Raw genomic sequence first — 13,048 nt, forward strand, 5'->3', positions numbered from 1 at the left:
CGAGGGGGAGGGACTCGCCATGGGCATGACGATGCATGATCTCGACCTGGCGCTGCTCGACGGCTGGCAGCACGGCTTCCCGCGGGTGCCGCGGCCCTTCGCGGCCCTGGCCGGCACGCTGGGCTGCAGCGAGGCGCGGGTGCTCGAGGGCTACCGCCGGCTGGCCGCGCAGGGCGCCTTCGACCGCATCGGCGGCGTCTGGGCGCCGGGCGCGGGCGGGGCCTCGCTGCTGTGCGCGATGGCGGTCGAGCCGCCGCGGCTCGACGCGGTGGCCGCGCAGGTCTCGGCCTGCGCCGGCGTCAACCACAACTACGCCCGCGAGCACCGCTTCAACCTCTGGTTCGTGCTGACCGCGCCCGACGCCGCGGCGCTGGAGCAGGCGCTGCGCACGATCGAGGCGGCCACCGGCGTGGCGGCGCTGCGCCTGCCGATGCGGCGCGTCTACCGCATCGACCTCGGCTTCGGGCTGCGCGGCCGCCGCGGCGAGGGCGAGGGCGCGCGCTGCGCCTCGGCCGTCTCGCGCCGCGGCGAGCCGGTGGCCGCGGCCGACCGTGCGCTGGCCGCGGCGATCGAGGCCGGCCTGCCGCTGGCGAGCGCGCCCTATGCGGCGCTGGCGCAGGCCTGCGGCCGCACCGAGGCCGAGGTGCTGGCGACGCTGGAGGGCTGGCTGGCCTGCGGCACGCTGCGCCGCTTCGGCGTCGTCGTGCGCCACCACGAGCTGGGCTACGACTGCAACGCGATGACCGTCTTCCATCTGCCCGAGGACCGCATCGACGCGCATGGCGAGCGCCTGGCCGCCCAGCCCGGCGTCACGCTGGCCTACCGCCGCGCGCCGGCGCCGGGCTGGCCGTACGCGCTGTACGCGATGGTGCATGGCCGCAGCCGCGACGACACCCGCACGACGCTGGCCGCGGCGATGCGCGCCAGCGGGCTCGACCGCGTGCCGCACGAGGTGCTGTTCAGCACCCGGCGCTACACCCAGCGCGGCGGACGCTATTTCCGCGCGCTGCCGGTCGCCGATCTTCCCGCCGCCGATGTCTCCGCCGCCGACGCTCCCGTCGCGGCGCTCCCTGTCCTTGCCCAGGAGGCCGCGCATGTGCCGGCATGAATCCTCTGGCGCCGGCGCGACGGCGGCGTCCGCGCTGCCGGCCTCGCGGCCGCCCGACCGCACCGACCTGCGCCTGATCGCCCATCTGCACGGCGGATTCCCGCTGTGCGACCGCCCCTTCGCTGCCGTCGGCGAGGCGCTGGGGCTGGACGAGGATGCGGTGCTGATGCGCCTGCAGCGCCTGCTGTCGCAGGGCTGGCTGACCCGCTTCGGGCCGCTGTTCCAGATCGAGCGCGCCGGCGGGCGCTTCGTGCTGGCGGCGATGGCGGTGCCCGAGGCGCGCTTCGACGCGGTGGCCGCGCAGGTCAACGCCTTCGAGGCGGTCGCCCACAACTACCGCCGCGATCACGCGCTGAACATGTGGTTCGTCGTCGCCGCCGAGTCGCCGCAGGCGGCCGATGCGGCGCTGGCCGCGATCGAGGCCGCCACCGGCCTGCCAGTGTTCGCCTTCCCGAAGGAGCGCGAGTTCTTCGTCGAGCTGCGCCTGCCGCTGGAGACCGTCTGACCATGGCCCTGTCCGAATTCGATCGTGCCCTCATCGAGGCCACCCAGGCCGGCCTGCCCTTGGTGGCGCGGCCCTACGAGGCGCTCGGCGCGCTGCTGGGCGTGGCGGGCGAGCGGGTGCGCGAGCGCCTGGCCGAGATGCAGGCCGAGGGCCTGATCCGCCGCATCGGCGCGGTGCCGCACCACTACCGGCTCGGCTGGACCGCCAACGGCATGAGCGTCTGGGACGTCGACGATGCGCAGGTCGATGCGCTGGGCGAGCGCGTCGGCGCGCTGGCCGGCGTCAGCCACTGCTACCGCCGGCCGCGCCGGCTGCCGCTGTGGCCCTACAACCTGTTCGCGATGCTGCACGGGCGCAGCCGCGCCGAGGTCGAGCGCGAGGCCCGCGCCGTCGCCGAGCTGCTCGGCCCGGCCTGCCGCGGCCACGACATCCTGTATTCGAGCGCGGTGCTGAAGAAGACCGGCCTGCGGCTGCAGGCAGGCGCGCGCGGCGCCGTCCTGTCCGGGAGCTGAGTCCATGTTCCGCATCAGCCAGTACCTGCGCCAGATCGCCGAGGCCGAGCGCACCGGCGTCTACCCCAGCCGCCCCGGGCGCGCGCACGGCGCGCTGCCGCCCGGCCCGGTGGTGATCTGGAACCTGATCCGCCGCTGCAACCTGACCTGCAGGCACTGCTACGCGCTGTCGGCCGACCACGACTACGCCGGCGAGCTAAGCACCGCCGAGGCGCTGGCCGTGCTGGCCGACCTGAAGGCGATGCGCGTGCCGATGGCGATCCTGTCGGGCGGCGAGCCGCTGATGCGGCCGGACCTGTGGACGCTGGTCGACGAGGCGCGCCGGCTGCGGCTGCCGGTGGCGCTGTCGACCAACGGCACGCTGATCGACGCGGCCACGGCCGACCTCATCGCCGCGGCCGGCTTCGCCTATGTCGGCATCAGCCTGGACGGCCTGGCCGCCACGCACGACCGTTTCCGCCGCATGGCGGGCGCCTTCGACCGCAGCCTGGCGGCGCTGCGCCTGCTGCATGCGCGCGGCGTGCGGGTGGGCCTGCGCTACACGATGACCGCGCTGAACGCGCAGGACCTGCCGGCGCTGCTCGCGCTGATGCGCGCCGAGGGCATCGACAAGTTCTACTTCTCGCACCTGAACTACGCCGGCCGCGGCAACCTGCACCGGGCGGCGGACGCGCAGTTCCAGGCCACGCGGCAGGCGATGGAGGCCCTGTTCGAGCGCGCCTGGCAGGCGGCGGTCGACGGGCGGGACGAGGAGTACGTCACCGGCAACAACGACGCCGACGGGCCCTTCCTGCTGCAGTGGGCCGCCGCGCGCTGGCCGCGGTGGCAGGCGCCGCTGCGCGCCGCGCTCGAGGCCTGGGGCGGCAACGCCAGCGGCGTGCATGTCGCCAACATCGACAACCTCGGCAACGTCCACCCCGACACGATGTGGTGGCACCACACGCTGGGCAACGTGCGCGAGCGGCCGCTCTCGGCGATCTGGCCCGACACGAGCGACCCGCTGATGGCCGGCCTGAAGCAGCGCCCGCGCCCGGTCGGCGGCCGCTGCGCCGCCTGCGCGCACCTGGCGATCTGCGGCGGCAACACCCGCGTGCGCGCGCAGCAGATCACCGGCGACCCGTGGGCGGAGGATCCGGGCTGCTATCTGGACGACGACGAGATCGGCGTGCAGGGCGGGGCGGAGCGGGTGGTGGTGACGCCGTTCAGCGGGCGGCGCAAGGTGGTGGCGGTCGTGGCGGATTGAGCGATCCCGGGCGTATCCGGGTGTTGTAATGACAACGACATTACGGCGTATGATGCGCTCTCGTGCAGCGAGAAGGGATCCGTCATGTCGTCGTCCACCACCGAGCCGGCCGCCCCGCGCCGGGACACGCTCAATCTGCGCATTCCGAGCGCGGACCGCAACCTCATCGACCAGGCCGCGGCCGCCCTGGGCGCGACGCGAACCGACTTCATCCTGCGAGCCGCACGGCGGGCGGCCGAAGAGACCTTGCTCGATCGCGCCGTGCTCTGCGTCAGCCCGGAGGCCTACGAGGAGTTCCTGCGCCGTCTCGAAGCTCCTGCCCAGCCCAATGAGCGGCTGCGCAAGACCCTGCAGGCCCCGACGCCCTGGACGCCAACCTGATGCCGACGCTGCACGCGCCCGCGCCGCTGGCCGCGCATCACCGGCTGGACGGGTTCGACTGTGGCGTGCCCTCGCTCGATGACTGGCTGAAGCGCCGCGCGCGCACCAATCAGGTCAGCGGGGCGTCGCGCACCTTCGTCTGCGCCGATGCCGACGGGCGTGTGCTGGCCTATTACGCCCTGGCCTCCAGCGCGGTCTCCCCGGCCGCCGCGACGGGGCGCTTTCGTCGCAACATGCCCGACCCGATTCCCGTCGTCGTCCTCGGCCGACTGGCCATCGACAAGACGCTGCAGGGTCAGGGCATCGGGCGTGCACTGTTTCAGGACGCCGCCAAGCGTGCCCTGTATGCCGCCGAAGCGATCGGCGTGCGCGGCCTGGTCGTGCACGCCCTCTCGGACAGCGCGAAGGCCTTCTATCTCTCCCTCGGTCTCGATGCCTCGCCGCTGGATCCGATGACGTTGATGGTGACTGTGGCGGATTTGCAGGTTGCGCTCACGGGTAAAAGCTCGACTTCTCGCGACTGAACTGCGCCGCCTGCACGCATCAACATCCACGAGCACGTTCAGCAGATCACTGGCTACCGCATGAATGGCGAGAGATCGGCGAGCAGGGAGTCGCTCTAGACATCCATGATATAGCTGCACACATGTTGATTTTTTTGTCCTACAATGTGGCTCCAACAAATCAACATCCAGCCATGTTGCACACCAAGTCTGTTGTCATCACTGAAGAGGGTCACGTCCAGCAAGAGCTTCGCTCACTTGGACTGACGGTCGACATTGTCACAACCATTGCCCGCAAGGTAGGTGCAGCCAAGGCTGAAGCATTGGAGATCGATCCTTCCAGTGCGCCCGGTATGCTTGCTTACATCCATGGCGTTCGCGCCATTCGCATGGAACTGATCCCTCAAGGGTGGCGAATGAGTCGGCCGGGCAATGTGGAGTCGACTGTTAACGACACGCTTGGCATTCAGCTCTGCTTCCAGAACGTTGACGTTGCTTGCTCGGACCGACCGCCTCAAGCCATTTCCGGTAAAGGTGGTGGCTCGCGCAAACTCATTTGCGATGGCCAGACTGAACTCTTCGATCCCAATGCGCCAGATGCTATTGATGCCATTGGTAGTGTGCCGACGGTGTGGTTCGTCTGCGTGAGTACGGATGCCAAAAAGCTTCGTGCGGAGGTTTCATGTCCGGAAGCTTTTGAGGGTAATCAATTCGAAGGATTTAGGAAGCGTATTTTTGTCGTGGATGAAGATTTGGATTGCATCCCTGGTGACATTTCAATGTCTGATGATGATGGCAATCCTGTGGAATATGAAGTCCGCATTGTGAAGAAGTGATGGCGGGAAAGATGTAATGTATGTTTAATGCTGGCAGGCTCACGCTTGCTCGAAAGCGCAGGCAGCTAACAAAAAAAGAACTAGCAGAGAAAGCGGGATTGACAGCGTTAACGTTGACGCGTTTGGAAGCAGGGAGCACATCTCCAAGTAGCGAAACTGTTCGGGCACTCGCTCAAGCACTTAAGTACCCTTCGGAATTTTTCTATCTTAATGATAGTGAGGCACTCAGTACCGAATCAGTAAGTTTTCGTAGTCTGTCGTCACTTACTGCCCGGCAACGTGACGCAGCTTTAGGCGCAGGAGAGTTGGCTTTCGATTTGCACGCTTGGGTGGCTAATCGTTTCGAACTCCCGCCTGTGCAAATGTTGGACTTGCGCGATGAGGATCCTGTGGCTGCGGCGGAGGCTCTGCGCACTCATTGGGGCCTTGGAGCAAAGCCGATCGAGCACATGATCAAGCTTTTAGAGTCGAAAGGTGTTCGAGTATTTTCTCTAGCGGAGCAACACAAGCATGTTGACGCGTTTTCTTGTTGGCGAGATCAGGTTCCATTTATTTTCCTGAATACTTTTAAATCTGCTGAACGTAGTCGTTTTGATGCTGCACATGAGCTTGGTCATTTGGTTTTGCATATTCACGGTTTGACCAGCGGTGGACGCGATGTAGAAGGTGAGGCTGATGCATTTGCTTCAGCATTTCTTGTCAACAAGGGTGACTTGGTGGGGCATCTGGGGCGGGTTAATTCGTTGGCGCAGCTTGTGATTGCTAAGAAACGTTGGGGTGTATCGGTGGCTGCTTTGGCACGCACAGCAAAGAACGCAGGGCTGATCTCCGAATGGAATTATCGTGATTTGTGCAAACAAATGAGTCAGTTGGGGTATAGGACGACCGAGCCACAAGGATTGGTCCGTGAGAAGTCCATTCTGTGGAAAATGGTTTTCGATGAATTGTGGAAAGACGGCATTACAAAAGATCGTATTGCTTCTGAGCTGCATATTCCTCTCGATGAAATTGAGTCATTGGTTGGCGAATTGATTGGTTATATGCCTCCGCCAGTTCCAAATAATAAAAGACCTGCATTGAGAATTGTTTCATAAAACAATTTAATTTCCAAAACCTGAACCAGTTCAAGGCCGCCTGCGGAGGCCGCACCTAGAGTCCGGCACATGCTGCCCCCCTTCCGTGCCGTCCTCCCCGTCTTGCTGACCTGCCTGGCCGGGCTCAGCGTTCCGGCCGCACAGGCCCAGGCTCCGTCAGCGCCCGCGGCTGCGCCCGATGCCGCCGCGCTCTACCGCCAGCACTGCGCCACCTGCCACGGCGAGCAGCGCACCGGCGGCATGGGGCCGGCGCTGCTGCCGGAGAGCCTGGAGCGGCTGCGGCCGGCCGAGGCGCAGAAGGTGATCGCCGCCGGGCGGGTCGCCACGCAGATGCCGGCCTTCGGCGCGCAGCTCTCGGCCGAGGAGATCGCCGCGCTGTCGGCCTGGATCCGCACGCCGGTGGTGCCGGCGCCGCGCTGGCGCGAGGACGACATCCGCGCCTCGCGCATCGCCACGCCGCTGCCGCCCGACACGCCGGCCGCGCCGGTCTGGTCGGCCGATCCGATGAACCTGTTCGTCGTCGTCGAGGGCGGCGACCACCATGTCTCGATCGTCGACGGCGACCGCTTCGAGGTCATCGAGCGCTTCGCCTCGCGCTACGCGCTGCATGGCGGACCGAAGTTCACGCCCGACGGCCGCTTCGTCTTCTTCGGCTCGCGCGACGGCTGGATCACCAAGTACGACCTGTGGCGGCTGAAGGTGGTGGCCGAGGTGCGCGCCGGGCTGAACATGCGCAATGTCGCCGTCAGCGGCGACGGCCGCTGGGTGATGGCGGCCAACTACCTGCCGCACACGCTCGCGCTGTTCGACGCCGACCTGAACCTGGTGCGCACCTACGACGCCGCCACGCTCGACGGCAAGACCTCGTCGCGCGTCTCGGCGGTCTACGACGCGGCGCCGCGCAGCAGCTTCGTCGTCGCACTGAAGGACATCCCGGAGCTCTGGGAGATCAGCTACGACCCGCAGGCCGAGCCGATCCACGACGGCTATGTGCACGACCACAAGATGGGCGAGGCGATCGCCAAGCCGGGCCCGTTCGGCGTGCGCCGCACCCGGCTGGAGCAGCCGCTGGACGACTTCTTCTTCGACCCGTCATACCGCCACGCGCTCGGCGCCACGCGCCCGGGGCCGGACGGGCAGGCGCGCGCGCAGGTCGTCAACCTCGACGTGCGGCTGAAGATCGCCGACCTGCCGATCAACGGCATGCCGCACCTGGGCTCGGGCATCACCTTCGACTGGCAGGGCCGGCGCGTGCTGGCCAGCCCGAACCTGAAGGACGGTGCGGTCGACGTCATCGACATGACGACCTGGCAGCGCATCAGGACCATCCCGACGCCCGGCCCCGGCTTCTTCATGCGCAGCCACGAGGCCAGCCGCTACGCCTGGACCGACTCGATGATGAGCCCGACCGCCAAGGACACCCTGACCCTGATCGACAAGACCACGCTGGAGCCGGTCGCGCGCGTGCGCGAACCCGGCCGCACGCTGGCGCACATCGAGTTCACCAAGGACGGCCGCTTTGCGCTGGCCAGCGTCTGGGAGCAGGACGGCGCGCTGATCGTCTATGACGCGCAGACGCTGAAGGAGGTCAAGCGCCTGCCGATGAGCAGGCCGGTCGGCAAGTACAACGTGTGGAACAAGATCAGCCGCTCGGAGGGAACGTCGCATTGAGGCGACGCCCTCCGGGCGCCTCCGCACGGCTTCAGCGGTTCACCAGCGCGGCATGGATCTGCGCCAGCCGGTGCACCAGCTCCTGCGGGCGGTGCACGCGGGCGTAGCCGTTCTGGCCGAAGAGCATGGGCAGGTAGTCCTGCGCCTGCTCGTCGATGGTGACGCAGAAGGGCGTCAGGCCGGCGTCGCGGGCGGCCTGCACCGCGTGGCGGGTGTCTTCCAGGCCGTGGCGGCCCTCGTAGTGGTCGATGTCGTTGGGCTTGCCGTCGGTCAGCAGCAGCAGCAGGCGCTGTCGCTCGGGACGGGCCGACAGGCGCAGCGTGGCGTGGCGGATCGCCGCGCCGATGCGGGTGTAGTAGCCCGGCCGGATCGCGCCGACGCGCGCGCGCACCGTCTCGTCCCAGGGCTCGTCGAAGCCCTTCAGGTGCTGGATGCGCACGTTGTGGCGGCGCACCGAGCTGAAGCCGAGCATTTCGAAGGCGTCGCCGCCGCCCGACAGCGCCTCGCCGAAGACATGCAGCGCGTCGCGGATCACGTCGATCACGCGGGTGTCGTCGCCGACATGGGCGTCGGTCGACAGCGACAGGTCGGCCAGCAGCAGCGTCGCCAGGCTGCGCTCGTGGCGCTCGCGGCGCAGGAAGACGGCCGGCGCCTCGCTGACCGGGTGGCGCGCGTCGTCGATGCGGTGGCGCACCCAGGCGTCGAGGTCGATCTCGTCGCCGTCGGGCCGCGCGCGCGTCAGCACCGGCGCGGCGCGCAGCGCCTCCAGCCGCCGGCGCACCCGCCGCGCGGTGGCCCGCAGCGCCGGCGAGGGCCGGAACGGCGCAGCCTCTCGCGCGACCAGGCACTGCACCGCGCAGTGGTCGGGCACCAGCCGGCCGGTCTTCCAGTGCCATTCGGGCAGGCGCTGCCCCGGGCCGAGCGGCCGGTCGTCGGCGGCCGCGCTGGGCAGGTCGAGGTCGAAGCGCACCCGCGAGGCGCTGCGCCGGCCGTCGGGCGCGATCGCCAGCTCGGTCATCTCGTCGGCGGCGCGGCCGGCCGCGTCGTCGGGCTCGTCGTCGTCGGCACGGTTGACACGCACGAACTCGCCCCAGGACAGGATGGACTCGGCGCGGAAGAACATCAGCAGCGGCGCCGCGTTGCGCTCGTCGGCCACCGCCTGCGCGTGGCGGCGCGGCTGCGAGCGCTCCGGATGCCGGTCCTGCGCCTCGGCCTCGTCGTCCGCGTCGGCCGGATCGGGGCGGGCGAGCGCGGGCTGGGCGGGCGCGGGCTGCGTCTCGATCCACAGCCAGACCGGCGCGACCTCGTCGGGGCGCACCGGCGCGTCGTCCCGGGCGGGGCCGAGCGGCGTGGCAGCGGCCGCGCCGTCGAGCATCGAGCGCAGCGCGGCCGCCACCGCACGCTCGGCCCGGGCGGCGCGGCCGTGCAGGCGCTCGCCCGGCGGCCGCGCGGCCAGCTGCGCCGCCAGCAGGCGCTGCAGCCGCGGCTGCAGGCCGGGAAACCGCACCAGCGCCCGTCGGCTCGCGCGCAGGTTGTCCTCGATCCAGTCGCCGGTGGGCGGCGTCTCCTGCAGCGCGGCGGCCAGCGCGGCCAGCCACAGGTAGAGCGCGCGGTTGAGCGAGCGCTCGGCCAGCACCGCCAGCCGCGGCGGCAGCGACAGCACCTCGGGCTCCAGGCGGGGGCGCCGCACCTGCGTGCCGGTGCCGGCCAGGCGCTGCAGCCAGTCGCGCGGGCCGCCCTGGGCGCGCACGCCGGCCTCGGCCAGCCGCACCGCCGCCGCGCCGCCGCCGGCGCGGAACATCAGCTCGATGGCACGGCGCATCTCGCTCAGCTCGACCGCGGCGGCCTCGTGGCGACCGGCCTCGCTGCCGGCGGCGCGGGTGATGAAGCGGTGCCACTGGCGACCGACCCATTCCTCCATGTCAGCTCTCCTTGTCGGTGGGTGAGGGCGGCGCAGCCGGTGCAGGCGGGGAGGCCGCGGCCTCGGCGCGGCGCTGGCGCAGCGTCTCGCGCACCGCGTCGACGCCGATGCGCCACTCCAGCAGCGGCCCCTGCGGCTGCCCGGCCTGCGAGGTCGCGCAGGCGTCCAGGCAGCGTCCGCACTGCACGCACGAGAACATCATCCGCTTGATGTCGCGCGGATGCAGGCGCATCGGGCAGCTGCGGTCGCAGGCGCTGCCCGAGGGCGAGGCCGGAGTGCGGCAGTCGCGGCAGTCGCGCGCGCGGTCGCGGTCGAACGCGACCACCATGCCCTTCGGATTGGCCATCCACACCAGGCTCTGGAACAGCCCGACCGCGCAGCCGAAGCGGCAGAACAGGTGGCGCGCGAAGGCGAACTCGGCCGAGAACACCAGCGTGCCGATGCCGATGAAGCGCGCCTGGCCGGGCGTCAGCGTGCCGTCGAGCAGGCCGCGCCACAGCTCGGCCGGCGGCAGCAGGTAGCTCAGCAGCGTGATCGCCCACAGGAAGCCCGATATCACGCAGGCCAGCGCGAACACCGGCCACCAGCGCCGCTGCGCCGGACGGTCGGCGCGCGGCGTCGGGTGGCGGTCCCACAGGCTCAAGCGCGCGCAGGCGCGGTGCAGCAGGTCGTTGATCAGCTCGACCAGCGAGAAGTGCGGGCACAGCCAGCCGCAGTAGAGCCGGCCCTGTCGCCAGGCCACCGCCAGGAACAGCGCCACCAGCACGAGCGCCGGCAGGAAGGCGCGGCCCAGGATGGACAGCGCGGCGGCGGTGGCGTCGATACGCCCGGCCAGGAAGTCGTCGATCCCCAGCGACCAGCGCCGGCCAAGGAGCCACAGCTGCGTCTCGTGCAGGTCGAAGCGCAGCACGTCCAGGGCCGGCGCGACCAGAAAGAGCACGAAGAACGCGGATTGAAAGAGACGGCGGCGGCGCTGCATGGCGGAGGCCTCCACCGGGGCAAGTCGCTCAGCGCGCTGCGCCGGCCGGGGCCAGCACCGCATCGACCAGCTCGGCCAGCGCGGCCACCGTCTCGGCGTCATCGCTGAGCGCCTCGACGATGGCGGCGCGGCAGGCCGCCGCCGGGTCGAGCCCGGCGGCGATCAGCCGCCCGGCCATCACCAGCAGCCGGGTGCTGGCGGTTTCCTCCAGGTCGTGATCGGTGAGGCGGCGCAGCGCGCCGGCCAGGCTCACCAGCGATCGCGCCTGGGCCGCCGACACGCCGCTCTCGGCCGCGACGATCGCCTCCTCCAGCGCCGGCGCCGGATAGCCGAAGCTCATCGCCACGAAGCGCTGGCGGGTGCTGGGCTTCAGGCTCTTGAGCAGGTTCTGGTAGCCGGGGTTGTAGGAGACGACCAGCATGAACTCCGGCGGCGCCTGCAGCTGCTCGCCGGTGCGCTCGATCGAGAGCAGGCGGCGGTCGTCGGCCAGCGGATGCAGCACCACGGTGGTGTCCTTGCGCGCTTCGACCACCTCGTCGAGGTAGAGGATCGCGCCGGTGCGCATCGCGCGGGTCAGCGGACCGTCGCACCAGACGGTGTCGCCGCCGGCGATCAGGTGGCGGCCGACCAGGTCGGCCGCGCTCAGGTCGTCGTGGCAGCTCACCGTCACCAGCGGCCGGCCCAGGCGCGCGGCCATGTGCTCGACGAAGCGGGTCTTGCCGCAGCCGGTCGGCCCCTTGATCAGGACCGGCAGGCGCTGGCGCCAGGCCTGCTCGAACAGGGTGCATTCGCGGCCCTGCTCGGCGTAGTGGGGGATGGCGGCAATCTGCCGTGCGCTGGCGTGTTCCATGCTGCGGCTCTTCAGGCGCGGGCCGGGGTGGCGCCGGTCTCGCCGGCGTTCACCGGCTCGCACTCGTCACCGGTGATGAAGAAGCTCGCCAGGTAGGTGATCAGGCCGCCGAGGAAGCCCACGCCACCGGCCAGACGGATCCAGTAGAAGACCCGCAGCTGGTCCTGGGTCGACATGAAGCCCATCGCGCCGCTCTCGGGCAGGCGCTGCAGCCAGACCTGCAGGATGCCCGCGCCGGTCAGGGCCAGCACCATCACGCCCATGCTGATCGTCATCAGCCAGAAGCTCCACATCTCGCAGGTCTGCGCGGCCCGCGGAGCGGCCAGGCGACCGCGCAGCGTCGGCATCGCATAGCTGATCATCGTGATCACCACCAGCACATAGGCGCCGTAGAAGGCCAGGTGGCCGTGCGCGGCGGTGACCTGGGTGCCGTGCGTGTAGTAGTTGACCGGGCTGAGCGTGTGGATGAAGCCCCACAGGCCGGCGCCCAGGAAGCCCATCACCGAGGTGCCCACCGCCCACAGCACGGCGGCCTGGTTCGGGTGTTCACGGCGGCGGCGCTGCACCATGTTGAAGGCGAAGACCGTCATCATGAAGAAGGGGATGGGCTCCAGGGCCGAGAAGATCGAGCCGATCCACTGCCAGTAGCCGGGCAGGCCGATGAAGTAGAAGTGGTGGCCGGTGCCCAGGATGCCGGTCATCAGCGCGAAGGCGATGATCACGTACAGCCACTTGTCGATGACCTCGCGGTCGACGCCGGTGGTGCGGATCAGCACGTAGGCCAGCAGCGCGCCCAGGATCAGCTCCCACACGCCTTCCACCCACAGGTGCACGACGAACCACCAGTACATCTTGTCGCGCACCAGGTTGTGCGGGTTGACGAAGCTGAACAGGAACATCAGCGCCAGGCCCCACAGGCCCATCAGCAGCACCAGGCTGATGCTGGTCTTGCGGCCCTTGAGCACCGTCATGCTGATGTTGAACAGGAAGCCCAGCGCCACGACGACGATGCCCAGCTTGGTCGGCAGCGGCTGCTCGAGGAACTCGCGGCCCATGGTCTGCAGCAGGTCGTTGCCGGTCAGCTCGGCCAGGCGCGCGTAGGGCACCGTCAGGTAGCCGACGATGGTCAGCGCGCCGGCGACCAGGAAGATCCAGAACAGCGCCAGGGCCAGCTTCGGGCTGTGCAGCTCGGTCTCGGCCTCCTCGGGCACGAGGTAGTAGGCCGAGCCCATGAAGCCGAACAGCAGCCAGACGATCAGCAGGTTGGTGTGCACCATCCGCGCCACGTTGAACGGGATGTACGGGAACAGGAAGTCGCCGACCAGATACTGCAGCCCCAGTCCGAGGCCGAAGAGGATCTGCGCGGTGAACAGCCCGAGCGCCGCGATGAAGTAGGGCTTCGCGACGGCCTGGCTGCGGTACTTGAGAACGGAGGTGTTCATCTT

General features: G+C 69.4%; 13 protein-coding genes. 9 read left to right on the forward strand and 4 right to left on the reverse strand.

Annotated elements, in window-relative coordinates:
* Window positions 1-19 precede the first annotated feature (19 nt).
* The 9 genes from ahbB (HNQ01_RS03545) to HNQ01_RS03585 all read left to right on the forward strand — a co-directional run bounded on the left by ahbB (HNQ01_RS03545) (window position 20) and on the right by HNQ01_RS03585 (window position 7,853).
* A complete protein-coding gene (gene ahbB / locus HNQ01_RS03545; RefSeq protein ID WP_286180436.1) occupies window positions 20-1,108 on the forward strand; it encodes a siroheme decarboxylase subunit beta in 1,089 nt (362 codons plus the stop codon).
* Window positions 1,095-1,613 (forward strand): Lrp/AsnC family transcriptional regulator, encoded by a 519-nt coding sequence (locus HNQ01_RS03550; RefSeq protein WP_173803939.1) that lies wholly within the window; start codon window positions 1,095-1,097, stop codon window positions 1,611-1,613. Before ahbB (HNQ01_RS03545) ends, HNQ01_RS03550 begins: the two co-directional genes overlap by 14 nt.
* A 2-nt stretch (window positions 1,614-1,615) precedes the next feature.
* Window positions 1,616-2,125: a siroheme decarboxylase subunit beta gene (gene ahbB, locus HNQ01_RS03555; protein WP_173803940.1), complete on the forward strand. Its 510-nt coding sequence runs from the start codon at window positions 1,616-1,618 to the stop codon at window positions 2,123-2,125.
* A 4-nt stretch (window positions 2,126-2,129) separates the two neighbouring features.
* Window positions 2,130-3,368 (forward strand): heme d1 biosynthesis radical SAM protein NirJ, encoded by a 1,239-nt coding sequence (gene nirJ, locus HNQ01_RS03560; RefSeq protein ID WP_173803941.1) that lies wholly within the window; start codon window positions 2,130-2,132, stop codon window positions 3,366-3,368.
* Between the two features lie 84 nt (window positions 3,369-3,452).
* The gene (locus HNQ01_RS03565; RefSeq protein ID WP_173803942.1) at window positions 3,453-3,749 is read left to right on the forward strand and encodes a type II toxin-antitoxin system TacA family antitoxin; all 297 of its coding nucleotides are present in this window, start codon (window positions 3,453-3,455) and stop codon (window positions 3,747-3,749) included.
* Window positions 3,749-4,273, forward strand: coding sequence for a GNAT family N-acetyltransferase (locus HNQ01_RS03570; protein ID WP_173803943.1), 525 nt, complete (start codon window positions 3,749-3,751; stop codon window positions 4,271-4,273). The genes HNQ01_RS03565 and HNQ01_RS03570 overlap by 1 nt, the downstream gene beginning before the upstream one ends.
* Window positions 4,274-4,446: 173 nt before the next feature.
* Window positions 4,447-5,088, forward strand: a complete 642-nt coding sequence (locus tag HNQ01_RS22130) for a hypothetical protein (RefSeq protein WP_217427386.1) — start codon at window positions 4,447-4,449, stop codon at window positions 5,086-5,088.
* 20 nt (window positions 5,089-5,108) lie between these two features.
* Window positions 5,109-6,182, forward strand: coding sequence for a helix-turn-helix domain-containing protein (locus HNQ01_RS03580; RefSeq protein WP_173803944.1), 1,074 nt, complete (start codon window positions 5,109-5,111; stop codon window positions 6,180-6,182).
* Between the two features lie 69 nt (window positions 6,183-6,251).
* On the forward strand, window positions 6,252-7,853 hold the full coding sequence (locus HNQ01_RS03585; RefSeq protein WP_173803945.1) for a nitrite reductase: 1,602 nt from the start codon (window positions 6,252-6,254) through the stop codon (window positions 7,851-7,853).
* A 31-nt stretch (window positions 7,854-7,884) separates the two neighbouring features.
* Here the strand turns inward: HNQ01_RS03585 and HNQ01_RS03590 are convergent, their stop codons facing one another.
* From HNQ01_RS03590 to HNQ01_RS03605, 4 genes are read right to left on the reverse strand one after another with little or no spacing between them, the layout of a single operon-like run.
* Window positions 7,885-9,774 (reverse strand): nitric oxide reductase activation protein NorD, encoded by a 1,890-nt coding sequence (locus tag HNQ01_RS03590; RefSeq protein ID WP_173803946.1) that lies wholly within the window; start codon window positions 9,772-9,774, stop codon window positions 7,885-7,887.
* A gap of 1 nt (window position 9,775) precedes the next feature.
* Window positions 9,776-10,753, reverse strand: a complete 978-nt coding sequence (locus HNQ01_RS03595; protein WP_173803947.1) for a 4Fe-4S binding protein — start codon at window positions 10,751-10,753, stop codon at window positions 9,776-9,778.
* 28 nt (window positions 10,754-10,781) lie between these two features.
* Window positions 10,782-11,603, reverse strand: a complete 822-nt coding sequence (locus HNQ01_RS03600; protein WP_173803948.1) for a CbbQ/NirQ/NorQ/GpvN family protein — start codon at window positions 11,601-11,603, stop codon at window positions 10,782-10,784.
* An 11-nt stretch (window positions 11,604-11,614) separates the two neighbouring features.
* A complete protein-coding gene (locus HNQ01_RS03605; protein WP_173803949.1) occupies window positions 11,615-13,045 on the reverse strand; it encodes a cbb3-type cytochrome c oxidase subunit I in 1,431 nt (476 codons plus the stop codon).
* Window positions 13,046-13,048 lie beyond the last annotated feature (3 nt).

Source organism: Sphaerotilus uruguayifluvii (assembly GCF_013294065.1).
Classification (GTDB): domain Bacteria; phylum Pseudomonadota; class Gammaproteobacteria; order Burkholderiales; family Burkholderiaceae_C; genus Sphaerotilus; species Sphaerotilus uruguayifluvii.

Excerpts from the sequence above, each read along its gene's own strand:
- HNQ01_RS03590 (WP_173803946.1), bottom strand. The coding sequence starts at position 9,774 with ATGGAGGAATGGGTCGGTCGCCAGTGGCACCGCTTCATCACCCGCGCC.
- HNQ01_RS22130 (WP_217427386.1), top strand. The coding sequence starts at position 4,447 with ATGTTGCACACCAAGTCTGTTGTCATCACTGAAGAGGGTCACGTCCAG.
- HNQ01_RS03565 (WP_173803942.1), top strand. The coding sequence starts at position 3,453 with ATGTCGTCGTCCACCACCGAGCCGGCCGCCCCGCGCCGGGACACGCTC.
- ahbB (WP_286180436.1), top strand. The coding sequence starts at position 20 with ATGGGCATGACGATGCATGATCTCGACCTGGCGCTGCTCGACGGCTGG.
- HNQ01_RS03605 (WP_173803949.1), bottom strand. The coding sequence starts at position 13,045 with ATGAACACCTCCGTTCTCAAGTACCGCAGCCAGGCCGTCGCGAAGCCC.
- HNQ01_RS03570 (WP_173803943.1), top strand. The coding sequence starts at position 3,749 with ATGCCGACGCTGCACGCGCCCGCGCCGCTGGCCGCGCATCACCGGCTG.
- HNQ01_RS03600 (WP_173803948.1), bottom strand. The coding sequence starts at position 11,603 with ATGGAACACGCCAGCGCACGGCAGATTGCCGCCATCCCCCACTACGCC.
- HNQ01_RS03595 (WP_173803947.1), bottom strand. The coding sequence starts at position 10,753 with ATGCAGCGCCGCCGCCGTCTCTTTCAATCCGCGTTCTTCGTGCTCTTT.
- HNQ01_RS03585 (WP_173803945.1), top strand. The coding sequence starts at position 6,252 with ATGCTGCCCCCCTTCCGTGCCGTCCTCCCCGTCTTGCTGACCTGCCTG.
- HNQ01_RS03580 (WP_173803944.1), top strand. The coding sequence starts at position 5,109 with ATGTTTAATGCTGGCAGGCTCACGCTTGCTCGAAAGCGCAGGCAGCTA.
- HNQ01_RS03550 (WP_173803939.1), top strand. The coding sequence starts at position 1,095 with ATGTGCCGGCATGAATCCTCTGGCGCCGGCGCGACGGCGGCGTCCGCG.
- ahbB (WP_173803940.1), top strand. The coding sequence starts at position 1,616 with ATGGCCCTGTCCGAATTCGATCGTGCCCTCATCGAGGCCACCCAGGCC.
- nirJ (WP_173803941.1), top strand. The coding sequence starts at position 2,130 with ATGTTCCGCATCAGCCAGTACCTGCGCCAGATCGCCGAGGCCGAGCGC.